The organism is Allomuricauda sp. XS_ASV26 (assembly GCF_041224615.1).
GTDB classification, from domain to species: Bacteria; Bacteroidota; Bacteroidia; order Flavobacteriales; family Flavobacteriaceae; genus Flagellimonas; species Flagellimonas alginolytica.
Genome location: NZ_JBGFGK010000031.1, coordinates 678,275 through 693,254 on the forward strand (window position 1 = coordinate 678,275; position 14,980 = coordinate 693,254).

Annotated in this window: 17 protein-coding genes; 4 read left to right on the forward strand and 13 right to left on the reverse strand. The window is 45.5% G+C overall.

Annotated features, from left to right (window positions below):
* Positions 1-109 precede the first annotated feature (109 nt).
* Both AB9K32_RS10565 and AB9K32_RS10570 read right to left on the reverse strand, forming a co-directional pair.
* On the reverse strand, positions 110-1,108 hold the full coding sequence (locus tag AB9K32_RS10565) for a nucleotidyl transferase AbiEii/AbiGii toxin family protein (RefSeq protein ID WP_090294737.1): 999 nt from the start codon (positions 1,106-1,108) through the stop codon (positions 110-112).
* Positions 1,105-1,719 carry a DUF6088 family protein gene (locus AB9K32_RS10570; RefSeq protein WP_067036133.1) on the reverse strand — a complete coding sequence of 205 codons (615 nt, stop codon included), beginning with the start codon at positions 1,717-1,719 and terminating at the stop codon, positions 1,105-1,107. Before AB9K32_RS10570 ends, AB9K32_RS10565 begins: the two co-directional genes overlap by 4 nt.
* A 600-nt stretch (positions 1,720-2,319) precedes the next feature.
* Between AB9K32_RS10570 and AB9K32_RS10575 the strand changes: the two genes are divergently transcribed.
* Positions 2,320-4,116, forward strand: coding sequence for a ParB/RepB/Spo0J family partition protein (locus AB9K32_RS10575; protein ID WP_225604894.1), 1,797 nt, complete (start codon positions 2,320-2,322; stop codon positions 4,114-4,116).
* 45 nt (positions 4,117-4,161) lie between these two features.
* Here AB9K32_RS10575 and AB9K32_RS10580 read toward each other — a convergent pair whose 3' ends face one another.
* Entirely contained in the window at positions 4,162-4,920 is a 759-nt protein-coding gene (locus AB9K32_RS10580) for an SOS response-associated peptidase (RefSeq protein WP_369885147.1), read from the reverse strand.
* 119 nt (positions 4,921-5,039) lie between these two features.
* Between AB9K32_RS10580 and dinB the strand changes: the two genes are divergently transcribed.
* Both dinB and AB9K32_RS10590 read left to right on the forward strand, forming a co-directional pair.
* Entirely contained in the window at positions 5,040-6,254 is a 1,215-nt protein-coding gene (gene dinB, locus AB9K32_RS10585; protein ID WP_369885148.1) for a DNA polymerase IV, read from the forward strand.
* The gene (locus AB9K32_RS10590) at positions 6,254-9,235 is read left to right on the forward strand and encodes a DNA polymerase III subunit alpha (protein ID WP_369885149.1); all 2,982 of its coding nucleotides are present in this window, start codon (positions 6,254-6,256) and stop codon (positions 9,233-9,235) included. Before dinB ends, AB9K32_RS10590 begins: the two co-directional genes overlap by 1 nt.
* A 201-nt stretch (positions 9,236-9,436) precedes the next feature.
* On the opposite strand, the gene AB9K32_RS10595 is transcribed toward AB9K32_RS10590, so the two are convergent.
* From AB9K32_RS10595 to AB9K32_RS10640, 10 genes are all read right to left on the reverse strand, one after another.
* Complete coding sequence (locus tag AB9K32_RS10595) at positions 9,437-10,258, reverse strand: NHL repeat-containing protein (protein ID WP_288933038.1); 822 nt, start codon at positions 10,256-10,258, stop codon at positions 9,437-9,439.
* A complete protein-coding gene (locus AB9K32_RS10600) occupies positions 10,248-10,589 on the reverse strand; it encodes a hypothetical protein (RefSeq protein WP_225604890.1) in 342 nt (113 codons plus the stop codon). The genes AB9K32_RS10595 and AB9K32_RS10600 overlap by 11 nt, the downstream gene beginning before the upstream one ends.
* A 5-nt stretch (positions 10,590-10,594) precedes the next feature.
* Positions 10,595-11,080 (reverse strand): heavy-metal-associated domain-containing protein, encoded by a 486-nt coding sequence (locus tag AB9K32_RS10605; RefSeq protein WP_369885150.1) that lies wholly within the window; start codon positions 11,078-11,080, stop codon positions 10,595-10,597.
* A gap of 28 nt (positions 11,081-11,108) precedes the next feature.
* Positions 11,109-11,966, reverse strand: coding sequence for a hypothetical protein (locus tag AB9K32_RS10610; protein WP_369885151.1), 858 nt, complete (start codon positions 11,964-11,966; stop codon positions 11,109-11,111).
* A gap of 13 nt (positions 11,967-11,979) precedes the next feature.
* A complete protein-coding gene (locus tag AB9K32_RS10615) occupies positions 11,980-12,252 on the reverse strand; it encodes a thioredoxin family protein (RefSeq protein ID WP_369885152.1) in 273 nt (90 codons plus the stop codon).
* A 158-nt stretch (positions 12,253-12,410) separates the two neighbouring features.
* The gene (locus AB9K32_RS10620) at positions 12,411-12,773 is read right to left on the reverse strand and encodes a metal-sensing transcriptional repressor (RefSeq protein WP_072882308.1); all 363 of its coding nucleotides are present in this window, start codon (positions 12,771-12,773) and stop codon (positions 12,411-12,413) included.
* A gap of 58 nt (positions 12,774-12,831) precedes the next feature.
* Complete coding sequence (locus tag AB9K32_RS10625) at positions 12,832-13,038, reverse strand: GDCCVxC domain-containing (seleno)protein (RefSeq protein ID WP_072882309.1); 207 nt, start codon at positions 13,036-13,038, stop codon at positions 12,832-12,834.
* Position 13,039: 1 nt separating this feature from the next.
* Positions 13,040-13,642, reverse strand: coding sequence for a mercuric transport protein MerTP (gene merTP / locus AB9K32_RS10630; protein ID WP_072882310.1), 603 nt, complete (start codon positions 13,640-13,642; stop codon positions 13,040-13,042).
* A 1-nt stretch (position 13,643) separates the two neighbouring features.
* On the reverse strand, positions 13,644-13,940 hold the full coding sequence (locus AB9K32_RS10635) for an ArsR/SmtB family transcription factor (protein ID WP_369885153.1): 297 nt from the start codon (positions 13,938-13,940) through the stop codon (positions 13,644-13,646).
* A gap of 245 nt (positions 13,941-14,185) precedes the next feature.
* Positions 14,186-14,530, reverse strand: coding sequence for a hypothetical protein (locus AB9K32_RS10640; protein WP_369885154.1), 345 nt, complete (start codon positions 14,528-14,530; stop codon positions 14,186-14,188).
* A gap of 108 nt (positions 14,531-14,638) precedes the next feature.
* On the opposite strand from AB9K32_RS10640, the gene AB9K32_RS10645 reads away from it, so the two are divergent.
* Complete coding sequence (locus AB9K32_RS10645) at positions 14,639-14,947, forward strand: DUF6660 family protein (protein WP_090294754.1); 309 nt, start codon at positions 14,639-14,641, stop codon at positions 14,945-14,947.
* Positions 14,948-14,980: the final 33 nt, after the last annotated feature.

Here is a 14,980-nt window from a genome sequence, read left to right on the forward strand (position 1 = left end):
TTCAAGGGGTCAAAAGTCAGCTGTCGCGGAAAGGGACTCTACTTCAACGCTACTTTAACATTTGAGTCCTGTTTCTGGGCTATTTGAGAACAATTGGAATCAAAATGAACTAGGCTGAATTAAACCTATCTCTCAAGCCGGTTAGCTTGTTGATTAAATCTTTAAAGCTTTCCGTTTTACCATAGAACATGCTCTCTTTCATCTCCGCATAATCTTCTTCCCATTCTGCCATAACTTCTTCAGGTGGAATGAAATTCAAAGTTTTATAACCATGCTTTGAATAATCGATCCAAGATATTCGTGCATATACTTCTCGGTGTGCCACAATTTTGTCGTACAATGCTTTGTCCTTTATTGCCGATTCCCCAAATCCTGTATCCATCATTCTGGATACATCATATAAATGCCTTGTCATTCGATGACCTCTTATTGGTCCCCGTTCTTTTGGTTTCTGAAATTCCTCATGCAATAGGAACAGTTTTTCCAAAAATGTGCGTTGAGGCAAAACTGTGGGTATATAAACGGCTTTATCAGCAAAGGATAGGCCTTTGTACATTTCCCCAATAAACGATATAACCTCTCTATTTTCAAAGGGTCCCCGAAGTGACCTGGAGCTTATTTCAACCAGTATTCTGGGTTCTAAATAGGGAACCTTGTCGACCAATGACTTATAGCGGATTTCAATGGCCAAGGGATCAGTATCCGATTCTTCAAAATCGCGGACATGGATGGTAAAATCCTTGATGCCCATTTCATGAAGCTTATCCTCTAAATCTTGTGGCAGTATCTCGCTCACAAACTTGCATGATGCCTTTCTAAGTTTTTTAACCTGTTTTCGGGAAAGATCTCCCTCAAATTCAAAAAAGGATTTATCCATACCCAGATCTATGTCCTCCGAAAAGCGCTCAATAAGTCTCCATGCCTTGCTCAAGGATGTACCTCCTTTGAAAACCAGATGGTTTGAATATTTGGTTTCGAATAGGGTGCGAAGGACAGCGACCACCCACCAATCCTTTTCTATGGCCGCCTGTGGAAGGCCTTTTAAAATACTTGTTTGAACAATCACTTCTCTTCTGTCCTGTTCGGATAAATCAAACCATTCCTTCATGTCGGTTCCCTTTTTGATAGTGAATTTTGCATAATTTCAGAAATCCAAACAGGAGCTAGCTTCATATCATGAACTATTGATTCTCTATCAACCTTTTGGAGTATCATATTTATTTTCTCCAAGGTTTTGTCATCTATATTGTGTTTGCCCAATTGGCGCAGGGCTTGCATGATAAGAATATTGGTCTCACTCTTGACGGCTAGAATTTTAGGGGAAGCCTTTTTAAACTTTATTGTATTTTCCCCAACGGATATGGTACGGGAAGTTCCGTCCGTCAAGTAAACTAAATTCAAAGGTACCTGTGTGGAAAGCCCCAGTTGGTTGAGCGCCTGAATCCCAGTGGGAATAATTCTGGCCTTATCCCTTTTAGAGATTGCTTTGGCAATTTCTTCCAAAGACGGATATAACGTCCCAAGTAGCTTGTGTTCTTTGGGATATAGATAAATGCCTTGGGCCAATCGGATCAAAAAACCTTTGTCCTCTAACCTTTTCAATGCTTGCCTTATCGCTTCAGATGTACCGAATTTGGAAAAGTTTTTCGGGAAAAAAATTTTTCCACGCTTATGGTTCGAAATTGAATTTTTTATAAGTTTTTCAGTGGGTATGGGCATTTTGTAACTTATTTTTTGTCACAAATTTAGTAAAAAAATGTGACGAATAAATTTTTGGGGAGACAAGAGTGAAAATTACAAAAGATGGAGGGTGTAAACCTAGTGCTGTTGGTCTTGACCAACAGCACTAGGCAAATTTTCCACATGGTAAACATCGGTGTTCACAATTCACTCGAAATATCAAAATAGCTCATGAACACCGATGTTTACCATGTAGTGAAGTTAGTTTTTCCCAGGAAGAAAGTCAATGGGGTAGGGGCTTGGTCGACGGTGTGTTATAAACAAATTAATGAACAGTGTGCTCTTGGGCCAAAATTCTTAAACTTGTCTATATGCATGGTAAGGGCAACCATTGGGTTCCCAAGGAGCGCTTTTGAAACCATTATAAATCACATCAGGCACCAACGCTTGAATTTTGCCTTATAACTTTTATTTTCTTACCAATATTCCCGAAAGTTAAGCTCGCACTATTTTCTCGGACAAGGGACGGCATAAAACCGTTCCGATGGTCACTGTTTATTCCGTTTCCTTGCCACTCCAAAATTTTGTCTTCCGCTTGGTTTCCGCTCAAATATTGTTTAACCAAAAATCCAAAAAATCATGGAAGCACAAACAAAACAAAGAACGACAAGCAAAAGGAATGCGGACCAATCATCAAAAGCAAACCGACCCGCACCGCAGAAGGAACAGTACTCTGTTCCACAGATCCAGATGTTGGAAATCGGTTTGGTTTCGCCAGATCCGACACAACCCAGAAAAACCTTGGATGAACAAAGTCTCAATCATTTGGCACAGAGTATTGCCGAGCATGGTGTATTGCAGCCCATCACTGTGAGAAAATCTGATGACGGCTATATCATCATCATGGGTGAAAGGCGATTTCGAGCCAGTAAATTGGCAGGATTGTCTACTATTCCAGCCATGATAAGGGAATATACGGGCTCTGAAATTTTGGAAGTCCAGATCATCGAAAACCTCCAAAGGAAAGATGTGGAACCTACTGAGGAGGCCGAGGCCATCCAATTTTTGTTGGACCGTTACGAACCCGTTGAGATTGCCAAACGTCTCGGGCGTTCGGAGAACTTTATCCGCCAGCGTATCAAATTGGCCGGTTTAATCGAGGGATTCAAGGCCTTTGTCCGAAATGGGGAAATGACCTTGTCCTTGGGAGTCGCAGTGGCACTTTTTGAGCCCGGCGAACAACAGATGTTATTGGAAAGCCTGGAAGGGAAATTTCAGGAACATCGAATCAAACGGATGATCGAGAGCCGAACCTTTGACCTGACCAAGGCCAGCTTTGATGTGACAGATAAGACCTTATTGCCCAAAGCAGGGGCATGTGTTGCCTGCCCTTTCAACGCTGCCAACCAAGGCAACTTGTTCGGGGAAGGGAAGATGGTCTGTACCCGGACCTCCTGTTTTGAGAACAAAAAGACAAAGACCTTTTTGCAACTCCTGAAAAGAGTAAAAAAGGAAGGATTGAAACTGGTGCCCAACATCAACAAATATTGGGTGGACGAGGAACGCAACCAGTGGGTCATGGCCCAAATGGAAAAAGAAGGTCTAGAAGTACATTTGACCAATGAATTCGAAATTTTAAAGGAGCCTGTTGAGCCTACCATGAAAAGCATTAAAGAAGAGCACCGGCACTATGAATACACCGAGGAAGAATTGGCTGAATTCCTTGACGAAGCTTTGGAATCCTTCACCGAGGAAAAGGAGGCATGGGACAAGGCCGTGGAAAATGGATTTGAAAAGGGTATTCTACTGGAAACGGATACCTACTTGACACAGTCCATTTTTGTAAAGGTCAGGGAAGAAACCAATAATGGAAGTTCAGATGCCAAGTCCTTGGAGGAACGGAAGATGGCCGAATGTTCCCCAGAGGAACAGATCATCAAGATCAATGCACGGGAACTTAGGAAAAAACAGATCGAGAACAACCACCAGTTCAAGGAAGTGGTGGATATGATCCGGGAAACGGATTACATCAATAGGAACAAACCTTTGACCACGGATGAAATGGTGGCCATCTCCATCTCACTGTTCGAGAACAACATTGGATATTATAGTCAAAGGGAACATTTTGAGGGGTTCATTGGGGAGGATTCCAAATTGTCCCGAGAGGAGCTGGTGGCCCGGTTCAAACAAAACTTCAAGAAAGAGGCCTTCTATAAACTGATACGGTTTTTGTTGACCAGGCAGGTACACCTTGGGGAAAGCAACCATACCAATGACATGACCAACCAATCCTTCTATGTGGCGATGCTATCCTTTTACAAGGACAAGATCTCGGCCATTGAAGAAACCTATGTCGAAAGTCGGCAAAAGCGAGAAGCACGGATCAAGGAAAGGGTAGTTGCCCTGGAGCAGCAGGCCAAGGTATTCAAGGATTGATTTTTATCACTGGGGGTCTGGAAACAGGCCCCTCTTTTTTTATGGTCATCTATAGGAGATCGACACTTCTTCGTAATCCACTTTGTCTATGATACCCTGATAGTTGGAATCCACACTTCTACTATATAGATCCTTGGTGACGGGATAGGCTTCGAGATCACCTTCCCATAAATCGTCATCGATAAGATCTTGAACGTCGGATTCATTGTTGCCGTTATGTAACCAAGCATCTAAATTTTCATCATCTATGATCACGGGTCGCCTTTTCTTTTCATTGTGGATCTCTTCAAACATAGGGGTGGCATCCTTGGTGAGGACAGCAAAGGTCCTTCTTCCATCTGAGGTGTTTGTATAGATGCCTGCAAGATATAGCGGGTCACCGTTCTTTCTATGGAAGTAAAAGGGAACCTTAAAGTCCTTGCCCTTGACCTTCACCTTGGTATTATGCGGTTCAAAGAAACCGTCCACGGGAATGATGCACCGTTGGTTTTCCCAACAATACCGATACATATAGTGGTCAAAGAGCTTTTCTGATTTGGCATTCAATCCCCCAAAGGTCTTTGGGTTTTTGAAATACTCCGAATAATTTTCCTGCTTTTCCTTTGGGGGCATGATACCCCACATGGCAGGGAGCAAATTATTGGGTTCTTCCTGGCCCAAGGTCCACATCACAGGATGGCTCCAGCCATTGGCATGAAAATAGATCAGTTCCACATCAGTGTCAAGATCACCGTACATGGCCTTGACGGAGAGCAATTTCTCCAGTTCCTTTCGTTCGCGGGTCTGTCTTGTCGAGTAACACATCTTAAGGTTGCATTAATGCAGCCATAAGTTAGGCAAAATTGTTAAAGTTTTGAAATGGATTATCACTTTCAGTACATTTGGATAATTTCCAATAAATAGGAATAAATCCAATAATTTTTATGAAACCCACCATTCTCCATCTTGATTTGGATACCTTCTTCGTCTCCTGTGAGCGGCTGTTGGACAGTCGTTTGTTGAAGCGGCCCCTTTTGGTCGGAGGGTTGGGGGATAGAGGGGTTGTGGCGGCCTGCAGTTATGAGACCCGTCGCTTTGGGGTGCATTCAGGCATGTCCATGAAAGTAGCCCGGAGATTGTGTCCAGAGGCCACCGTCATCAAGGGCAATGCAGGGACCTATATGAAGTTTTCGGACAATGTGACCGAGATCATCAAGGAGAGCGTGCCGGTCTTTGAAAAGGCCAGTGTGGACGAGTTCTATGCCGACCTTTCGGGGATGGACCGCTTCTTTGGCTGCTATAAGTATGCCTCCGAAATGCGCCAACGGATTCTGAGGGAAACGGGGTTGCCCATTTCCTTTGGACTGTCCCAGAACAAGGTGGTCTCCAAAGTGGCCACAGGGGAGGCCAAGCCCAACAACCAGATGAAGATTGACCTTGGACTGGAAAAGGAGTTCTTGGCACCCCTGCACATCCGTAAACTGCCCTCGGTGGGGGAGAAGACCTATGGATTGTTGTCCAATATGGGGGTGACCACCATACAGACCGTACAGGAACTGCCCTTGGAAATGTTGGAAAGTGCCTTTGGCCTGCATGGACGGACCATCTGGATGCGGGCCCAAGGGCTGGATAATTCCCCCTTGGTCCCTTTTCATGAACGGAAGTCCATTTCCACGGAACGGACCTATGGGAAGGATACCACCGATATGGTCAAATTGGAGACTACCTTGTTCGCCATGGCGGAGAACCTGGCCTACCAACTCCGAAGGGCAAACAAGATGACGGGCTGTGTGAGTGTGAAGATCCGATATAGTGACTTTAAGACCTATACGAAGCAGAAACGGGTTCCCTATACGGCTGCGGACCATGTGTTGGTACCCTTGGTGAAGGAACTCTTTACCTCCCTTTATGACCGGAGGATGCTGATCCGACTTGTTGGGGTCAACTACAGTCATATCGTGGGAGGGCATTATCAGATAGACCTTTTTGCCGATGATGAAAAACTGCTCAACCTCTACCAGGCCATGGACCGGGTACGGAACCGTTTTGGGGAATCCAGTCTGATGCGGGCCTCGGCCATGGGGGCACACAGTATTGGAAGGGGCGGAAACCCTTTTGACGGACAGCCTCCCATTTTATTGGCCCATAGACAGCAATAATGTACCTGAACTGTCATACATATTACTCTTTGAACTACGGGGTGCTCTCCGAAACAGAGCTCTTGGAGTTGGCCCGTTCCCATGGGGTGGAAACCTTGGCCCTGACCGACATCAACAATAGTTCGGCGGGCATGAACTTTGTGCGATTGGCCAACGAACAGGGGATACGTCCCATTTTGGGGATTGATTTTCGCAACGGTAACGTACAGGAGTTTGTGGGCCTGGCACAAAACAATGAGGGGTTTCGGGAAATCAATGCCTTTCTTTCTGAACATTTGCATAAGGGAACATCCATTCCCTCCGTGGCTCCAATATTTGAACATGTCCATGTCATCTATCCTTTCGAGAAGATACAGGAAGAGGAACGAACGGACTTCCGGGCTTATGAGTACATTGGGGTATCCGTGGAAGAGCTCCGGAAATTACGGTTCTCCAAGTATCGGGATTATACCGACAGATTGGTGTTGTTACAGCCCGTGAGCTTTCGTAGCAAAAAGGATTTCAATACCCATCGGTTACTTCGGGCCATAGGCTTGAACACACTATTGAGCAAACTCCCCCAGTCTGAGGAGGCCAGACCCACCGATACCCTTCGGCCCATGGAGGAATTGAAAAGGGCTTTGGCCGATGTTCCCCATATTTTGGAGAACACACAGCGGCTAATGGACTCCTGTACAATTGCCTTTGGGTTTGGAAGTGAACGGGTTTCCCAAAACCAGTCCCGTTTTTTAGCATCCAAGGCCATGGATGTGGAACGATTGCGGGAACTGGCCTTGGAAGGACTGCCCCGACGCTATGCCCATCCGACCAAAAAGGTCAGGGAACGTATGTTCCGAGAACTGCGTACCATCCAGGAGCTGGATTTTGTGTCCTACTTTTTGATCAACCATGATATCGTCTCATATGCCAAGTCCAAGGGTTATCCCTATGTGGGTAGGGGAAGTGGGGCCAACAGTCTGGTGGCCTACCTTATTGGGATCACCGATGTGGATCCCATTGAACTGGACCTCTATTTCGAACGGTTCATCAATCCCTTTCGAGCCTCGCCCCCGGATTTTGACATTGATTTCTCCACTTGGGACCGGGATGATGTCACGGCCTATATCTTCAAGCGTTTCGGACATGTGGCCCTATTGGGCACCTATAACACCTTTAAGTACCGGGCTGCCGTTCGGGAACTGGGCAAGGTGTTCGGCCTGCCCACCGAGGAAATCGATAAGCTTAGTTCGGGTCGGTACGAGCAGGGAGCCTTGGACGAACTGGCCCGATTGGTGCTCAAATACGCCACCTATATCCATGGGATGCCCAATTACATCAGTGTGCATTCCTCGGGCATCCTGATCCTGGACCGTTCTGAGCATTATTATTCGGCCACGACACTACCACCCAAAGGGTTCCCGACGGTACAGTTCGATATGGTCATTGCCGAGGATGTGGGCCTGTTCAAGTTTGATATTCTAGGGCAACGGGGATTGGCCAAGATCAAGGAGGCAGTGGAAGTCATCAAGTGCAACCAACCGGATGCCGTGCTTTGGGACATCAAGAGCGTGGAGGCGATGAAGCAGGATGTCAACATCAACCGACTGTTGAGCCAAGGGAGGGCCATTGGGGCCTATTATGTGGAATCCCCGGCCATGCGGGGTCTGATGAAGAAATTGCGGACCCATGACTATTTGGGACTGGTGGCGGCCAGCTCCGTGATCCGTCCCGGGGTGTCCTCCTCTGGAATGAAGGATGAATACATCCGAAGGGAACGTGAACCGGAACGACGCAAGGAAGCCAATCCCATCCTGTTGGAAATCATGCCGGAGACCCATGGCATCATGGTCTATCAGGAGGATGTGCTCAAAGTGGCACACCTCTTTGCAGGATTGGACCTTGGAGAAGCCGATGTCCTGAGACGGGGGATGAGCGGAAAATTCCGTTCCCGGGAAGAGTTCCAGGCGGTCAGGTTGAAGTTTTTTGAAAACTGCAAGCAAAGGGGTCACGATGCTGCCCTGACCCAAATGGTCTGGGAACAGATCGAGAGTTTTGCGGGCTATGCCTTTGCCAAGGGACATTCGGCTTCCTATGCCGTGGAGAGCTACCAGAGCCTATATCTGAAATGCTACTTCCCTCTGGAGTTTATGGTGGCTGTGCTCAACAATGGGGGAGGGTTCTATGATACGGAACTCTATGTCCATGAGGCTAAAATGTGGGGAGGAATTATCCATCCGCCCTGTATCAACCGCAGTGACCATGTCAATGCTATCTATGGGAAACACATCTATTTGGGACTGGGACAACTTCGGAGTTTGGAACGTTTGGTCATCCAACGCATCCTCAACGAAAGGCAACTCCATGGCAAATTCCGGAATTTTGATGATTTTATCGACCGTATCCCCATTGCCCTTGAACAGTTGACCATCTTGGTGCGTATCGATGCCTTTCGTGTCTTTGGAGTGCCCAAGAAACAACTGCTTTGGCAGGCCGTGTTCAAGACCAAGGCCCATCGAAAGGAAACTGTCCAGAAACAGCTGTTTAAACCCAATCACAGGCATTTTACATTGCCGAATTTACCTTCCCATCCCAATGAGGATGCCTATGACCAAATGGAACTCTTGGGCTTTCCGTTATGTGGATATTACGAACTCATGGATGGCAAGGTAAGGAGCCGATTGACCGCCAGTGATTTTGGGGCCCAAGTCAATCAAAAGATTTGGATCTATGGTTCCCTGGTACATACCCGTTTGAACACCACGTCCAAAGGGGACACCATGCGCTTTACCACCATGCTCGATCTGGAAGGCCACTTTTTTGATTGTGTACACTTCCCCCAAACGATGGCATCCACTCCCATTCACGGAAAGGGCATCTATTTATGCCACGGAACTGTGACCGAGGAGTTCGGACATTACAGTCTGGAGGTGATCTCGACCCTCAAACAGCCCTTGAAACCTGACCCAAGGCAGGTAGGTACGGGTGCACTGATGGCCAAATAATGGGGTGTAGAACCTATTCCGATCAATACTGCCCAAAGATAAACCGGGAAAATATTTCTCGGACAAGGGAGGGCATAAAACCGTAGCCGATGTCACTTTCTATATTCTCTATTAAAAACCAAATTTTTTATAAAAAAAAGTTCTATTATTATGAAAAATATTCCTTTTTAGGAGCCAGTGAATTAACCCCGATTTATGTCACTATCTTCTGGACCAGATTAAAATTGAGTTTTCCTTAAAATTCGTGCTATAAAGGTAATTCCCGTCGAACAGAACATCCGTTGGATAATTGATATGGTCGGTCAATACCTGTTTCAATACTCCGTCAAAATCGTAAATCAGCACCCTACTATTTTCCTGGTCGGTAATTGCGAACTCCCTTTCCCCCATTGCAATACCTGAAGCGACGTTCATTTTTTCATTTCCACCAATGGTTTTTAGGTGTGTTCCATTGAACCCGAATACCTGTATTCTGCTGTTGTACGCATCGGCCACATATATCCTGTTATCCTTCATCTTTACGTCTATCGGATAGTACAGCTCCCCATCTTTGTGCCCCTGCCTACCAATAGTGAAGCATTCATTCAGTGTCTGTACGATGATTCGGTGGTTATAAAAATCGGCTACAAGAACTGTATCTCCGTAAATGGAAACCCCTGATGGGGCCTGTGGTCTTTTGGATAGTTTCAAAGGCCATCTTTTGTCATCTCTATATTGCCAGATGGTGTCCGTCAAAAATTCGGGAATAAACAGGGTGCCATTGTCAATATGGATGTTCATTGGTCGCTGGATACCAGTAATCGAATCCAACAGCTCTCCGTCCCGGTCGATCTTGTAAAGCCTAAAATAATCAGGATCGGAAAACCATATCGCATCACCATCTTTGGCCAAAGCCAAGGGTCGGGCTTTCTCGGGCAGCATGATCTTCCGTTCGAACTGCCATTGTTTCTCGGGCTGCTCACAACTTGACATAAGGGACAGTAAAAAAACAACCTGAATAATATGTGCGGGTCTAATATTCATATCCATAGTTTACTATCGTAAGTATTAAAACCAGAAATGTAACGGTCCAAAGCGTCCACGAATTAATGAGGTGCTTTTGTCCATGGTTTTGACAAGGACCTGCATTCCCACATTTCCTTTCATTTTTGATGTTTTTAAAATGGGCGAACCCAAGCGTTCCTGCCGAAATAGTGGTCAGATAGGGCTGCACGGGATGCACCCATTCAAAATTCCCACCCAAGAAACCCAGTCCCGCCACGACCGACAACAAGGTCGGGGCCAAACAGCACATTACCGGAAGAAGGGCCGCTACCAAGCTGGTGCCCAATACCATTTTGAGAATTACTTTCATAAGGCCTATTCTATTTTGGACAGTATGATCTCCCATTGGTCCGAGAGATTATCATCATCTTCATCCTGTACCGTGCCACTCAGCGTTGTCCTGCCCACCGCCAATTTTTGAACCAATTCGATAGATGTATCCTGCGATACCGCAAACCGTTCGTTATCGGTCTCGATGTACCATTGGCCATCCTCTTTCGTTGCGTTACCCATTAGAACCACTTCGGCTTTCTTTGCCGAAAAACCGTTCTTTTTGACCTCTTCCTGAATGCTACGTAAGGTAAGGTCATTCTTTTCGGCCAATCCCAAATACGCTTTTCCATCGTTCAGGCTGACGCGAACCTCCTGAAGCCCGTCCATCTTTTTCAACCCGCGTTCCAATCCATAGGCACAGGGCGCGCAGTCCATTCCATAGACTTCTTGGTCAACCCTGGCGATTTGGCCGCTTATCGTGCCTATTCCAAAAATACCGATCAGGGCCATCATTTTGATGTTTTTCATTTTATGTGCTTTTTAATTTATACTGTGTTTACAACCAATAACTTAAATTTACGGCAATCCGATACCTTTCTTTTACCGAACCGGGTGTCAAATCCTGTACTACTGGAACCATCGCACCAAAGGATATGCCCCAAGCACCGTAAAGTCCTAGGAAAGAAGGTCCCACCAAAACCTTTGTACTGCGCGTATCGCTCAAATCCAGTTGTCCATCAATTTTATTGCCTCCAGGGAATTCGGCCAATGATTCGATAAAGATGCGCCAATCGGGTTTTGGGTAATCACCCAAAAAGATATTGGGCCGGTACCCCACAACGGCACTCGCATAGGGCAGGTCGCCCAATCGTTCGTCATCTCTTTCAAAATAATATTGGTAACCGCCACCGATCCATGCATACCAAGTGCGTGAGGCATAGCCCGTGGAAATGGCCGCATGTATAGCGTTGCCGACATTGACCTGTCCCCTGACATTATCGGTAGGAGCGGAAACACCCACGATGGCAGTGGACTCAAACCGCTTTCCCACACCAAAGGCGTTCGAGAAAAAACGGTACCAAAGGGAAGCCTCGATATCCCCATTGGCGGGCATATTGCTATTGCCCCGTGTCCTTGGCGTCTCGCCCAACCGTTCTATCAGTGTGGGCGTGGTAAGGTTTACCTGTAGATCTTCTGTAATGCCATAGGAAAATAGGTAGCGCAACATATAGGAGGTTTCGGTTTCTGTGCCTAGGCTCATCCCGGCCACGTTCAAATCCACCCCGCCTTTGGCAAGGGTCGGTGTCTGTAGCCCATAGAGGGGGCCGTGGCCCTGGGCCATCACCGATCCTGATATGGCCAATAGCAATATCAATTTGACATAGCGAATGTTCAGGAATATTCTACAAATCATATGCAAACACTTTTCAATTATGACTGCCAATTCCTGCTTCCACCAATTCCATTTCGGTAATGGCCGAATCCTTACAGCACTCCAAGAGCTCACCGTTCACGACCACAGCAGGCACTTTCTTGATGCCGTATTTCTCCAACTTATCAAGACAGGTCTTGTCCTCACATTGCCTGATCAGATCATAGGTCGTTACCTCACATGTATCGCAGGCCAGTTCCTTTATCTTTTTGACCACGGGGTCACAGACCGGACAATTGGCCGTAAATACTTCTACTTGACGTTTCATGTTTCTGTTTTTTAAATAGTTTAAAATTTCCTGTACACGACATGGAATTCAAACAATGCATCAAAGGTAGAATGATGGGTAGGGTGGTCTCCAAATAAAATTTCAAAAAAAAAGCCCGCATCGTGCAGGCCATCAAATCGGTTCTGATTATGGGGAGGTCAGGCATTTTTGTGGTTTTCGAGTTTGGCCTTGAGCGCATCTATCTCCTTCATCTTTTCCGTTAGGCTGTCCAATTCCAAATCTGGAAATTGCTTTCGTATAAATTCGATACGTTCTTCATTGCCGCAATTTCCTGGACAGGCCTCGACAGTCTCAGATATCTTGATGGCGAGGGTCTTTCGATAGGTCTCATCGAGGAGCAGGTGATGTGCCTTGTCCAAGGCGTTCTTCACTGCTTTGAACTGTACCAAAATCTTCTCGGGGTCGGAACTTTCGTCCAATAACCTGACCAAACCGTTTACCTGTCCATTGATGCTTTGAAGTCTCGTTTTGATGTCCTGGCTTAAATCTTTTGGTATCATAATTTATATTTTATCTGCAATATATGGTTGTGAAAAGGTTGGTCTACCACTATTCTCGTCAACAACAGGAAGATTTATTCTGTATGGGTGGACAGGCGACAGAGCCATAGGAACAAAAAACACAGCAATCGCCTTCTTTAGGTCGAATTACTTCGTGACAGTTTTTACATTCATAAAAGTACTGGCAAGCATCGGTTGGCATTTCTTCCTCTTCTTGGTACCCACATTTCGGACAGGTAATGGTAGATAATATTTTTGTATCCATATTATTCGGAAACGTTATAGCCCGTATTGTTGATGGCCTTTATGATTCGTTGCTCCGTAACTTTGGTACGGTCATATTTAACTGTAGTATTGCTTTTTTCATAGCTTGCTTTTACTGAAACGATACCGTCCAATTTGTTGACCTCGCTCTCAATGTGGTTTTCGCAGCCGGAACAGGTCATTCCTTCCACTGTAAAGGTTATATCTACCATGTTGTCCTGCTGCACATATATGATTTCCTTGGTCGGTTGGGCATAAAAAAGCCCTGAGAAATATGGAAATGCCAGCATCAGTCCCGCAAAGAGGGTAACAAACAGCAGGAACCTTTTTGATTGTAGAAAAGAAGGTTTTACATCATTTTCACAGGCACAATCAATTTCTTGCTGCGATTTTGACTTTAGCTTCTGGTACCAGGCAAATCCAAGTACCAATACGGTCAGGCCTATAAAAAATGGTCTGAAAGCTTCCAGCCATGCAAAGGTAGATGCCATTCCGCTGGTGCCCGCAATCAATGCAAGCACAGGTGTGATGCAGCATAATGAAGCTGTGATCGCTGTAAAAACTCCAGTGAACATTGCTGAATATGATGATCTTTCTATGTTCATTCTATGCAACTTTTTTGTTTTCCTGAAGCCTGCTGAATATGCCTTCCAACACCTCGCTTTGGCCTTTTACCAGTGAGTAATACAAGGTTTGACCTTCCCGTCTGGAGGTAATTAGACCAGCATCCTTCATCTTACGGATATGCTGCGAAATTGCGGGTACGGTCATTTCCAGTATATCTGAAAAATCACAAGGGCAGAGCTCACCTTCCTTGTTCAGCAGGAAAAGAATCTTCAATCTGGTCTCATTTCCTGCTAGGGCCAGTACCTTACCAATAGTGTTGATTGAATTCGAACTCATCCGTAGTGTCTCGCGACAGCGCATCAACTGCTTTTGATCCGCCTCGGCGCGGGTGCAACTTATTTCAAGGGCCATGATAAAAATTTTATTAAAGATAAGGTTATATCATTATATAAGCAAATGCTTAAATAAATTGTTTTTTTATGACCGGTTTATGGAACGACTGGCTTATCATTCAAGGAAGCATCCCATTACAGGTCAACTTGCCCCGTTTGAATAGGACTTTTATACATCGGACGTGGCCTTTAGTACTGCCCACTACATAAATTAAATCTTATAAGCCACCATTTTGTACTATGATTAAGACCGTTTATTACGGTCAGTTGGACAGCTTGTCCATTACAAGGAACGTTTGCTTGTTCCACTTGCCAACTGTACTTTGTTTCGTGATCCATGGCAGTTGTAGTGGCTTGTTCCAGCAGTGATTTATTTTTTCGGCTATCATGAGCGTTCTTGGATACTTTGATTTTTTCCAGACGAATTGGGATTGGGACGTACTCTGGTATAGACCATAGCCTTTTGGGGGTCGGTATGGATTGGAAATTTCCTGTCTTGAATTTTGGATGGTCCGGATTGCCCCATTTGATCATCCTTTGAAATTTGAAATGGAATGCTCTTGGTTCCACACACTAAATCTTCAATAGGTCCTTTCCGGATTTTGCAATGCAGTTGCACCAAAGTTTTGTTATCTTTGCAAAGTGAAATTTTTTACCGTCATATTATCCATCTACGTGTTGGCACTCAATGTGGTTCCTTGCAGTGATGCGGGTAACGTAACAGAAGACTCCCAAGGTGTTTATCTGGTTCAATTTGATGGTGAACACAGCGAGAATTGTGAACTATGCTCACCATTTTGCCACTGCCATTGCTGCCATGTGCACACGGTGGATTTTGGTATAGCTCGATTCCAGCCGCTTCAAGAGACTTACCTTGAAGAGGATTTCACCCATTTTGAAGGATTGGGCAAGGAATTTACCGACCCACTATTTCAACCTCCACAGGTTTAATTCAGTTTTACAGGATAGCTATATCCGATTATG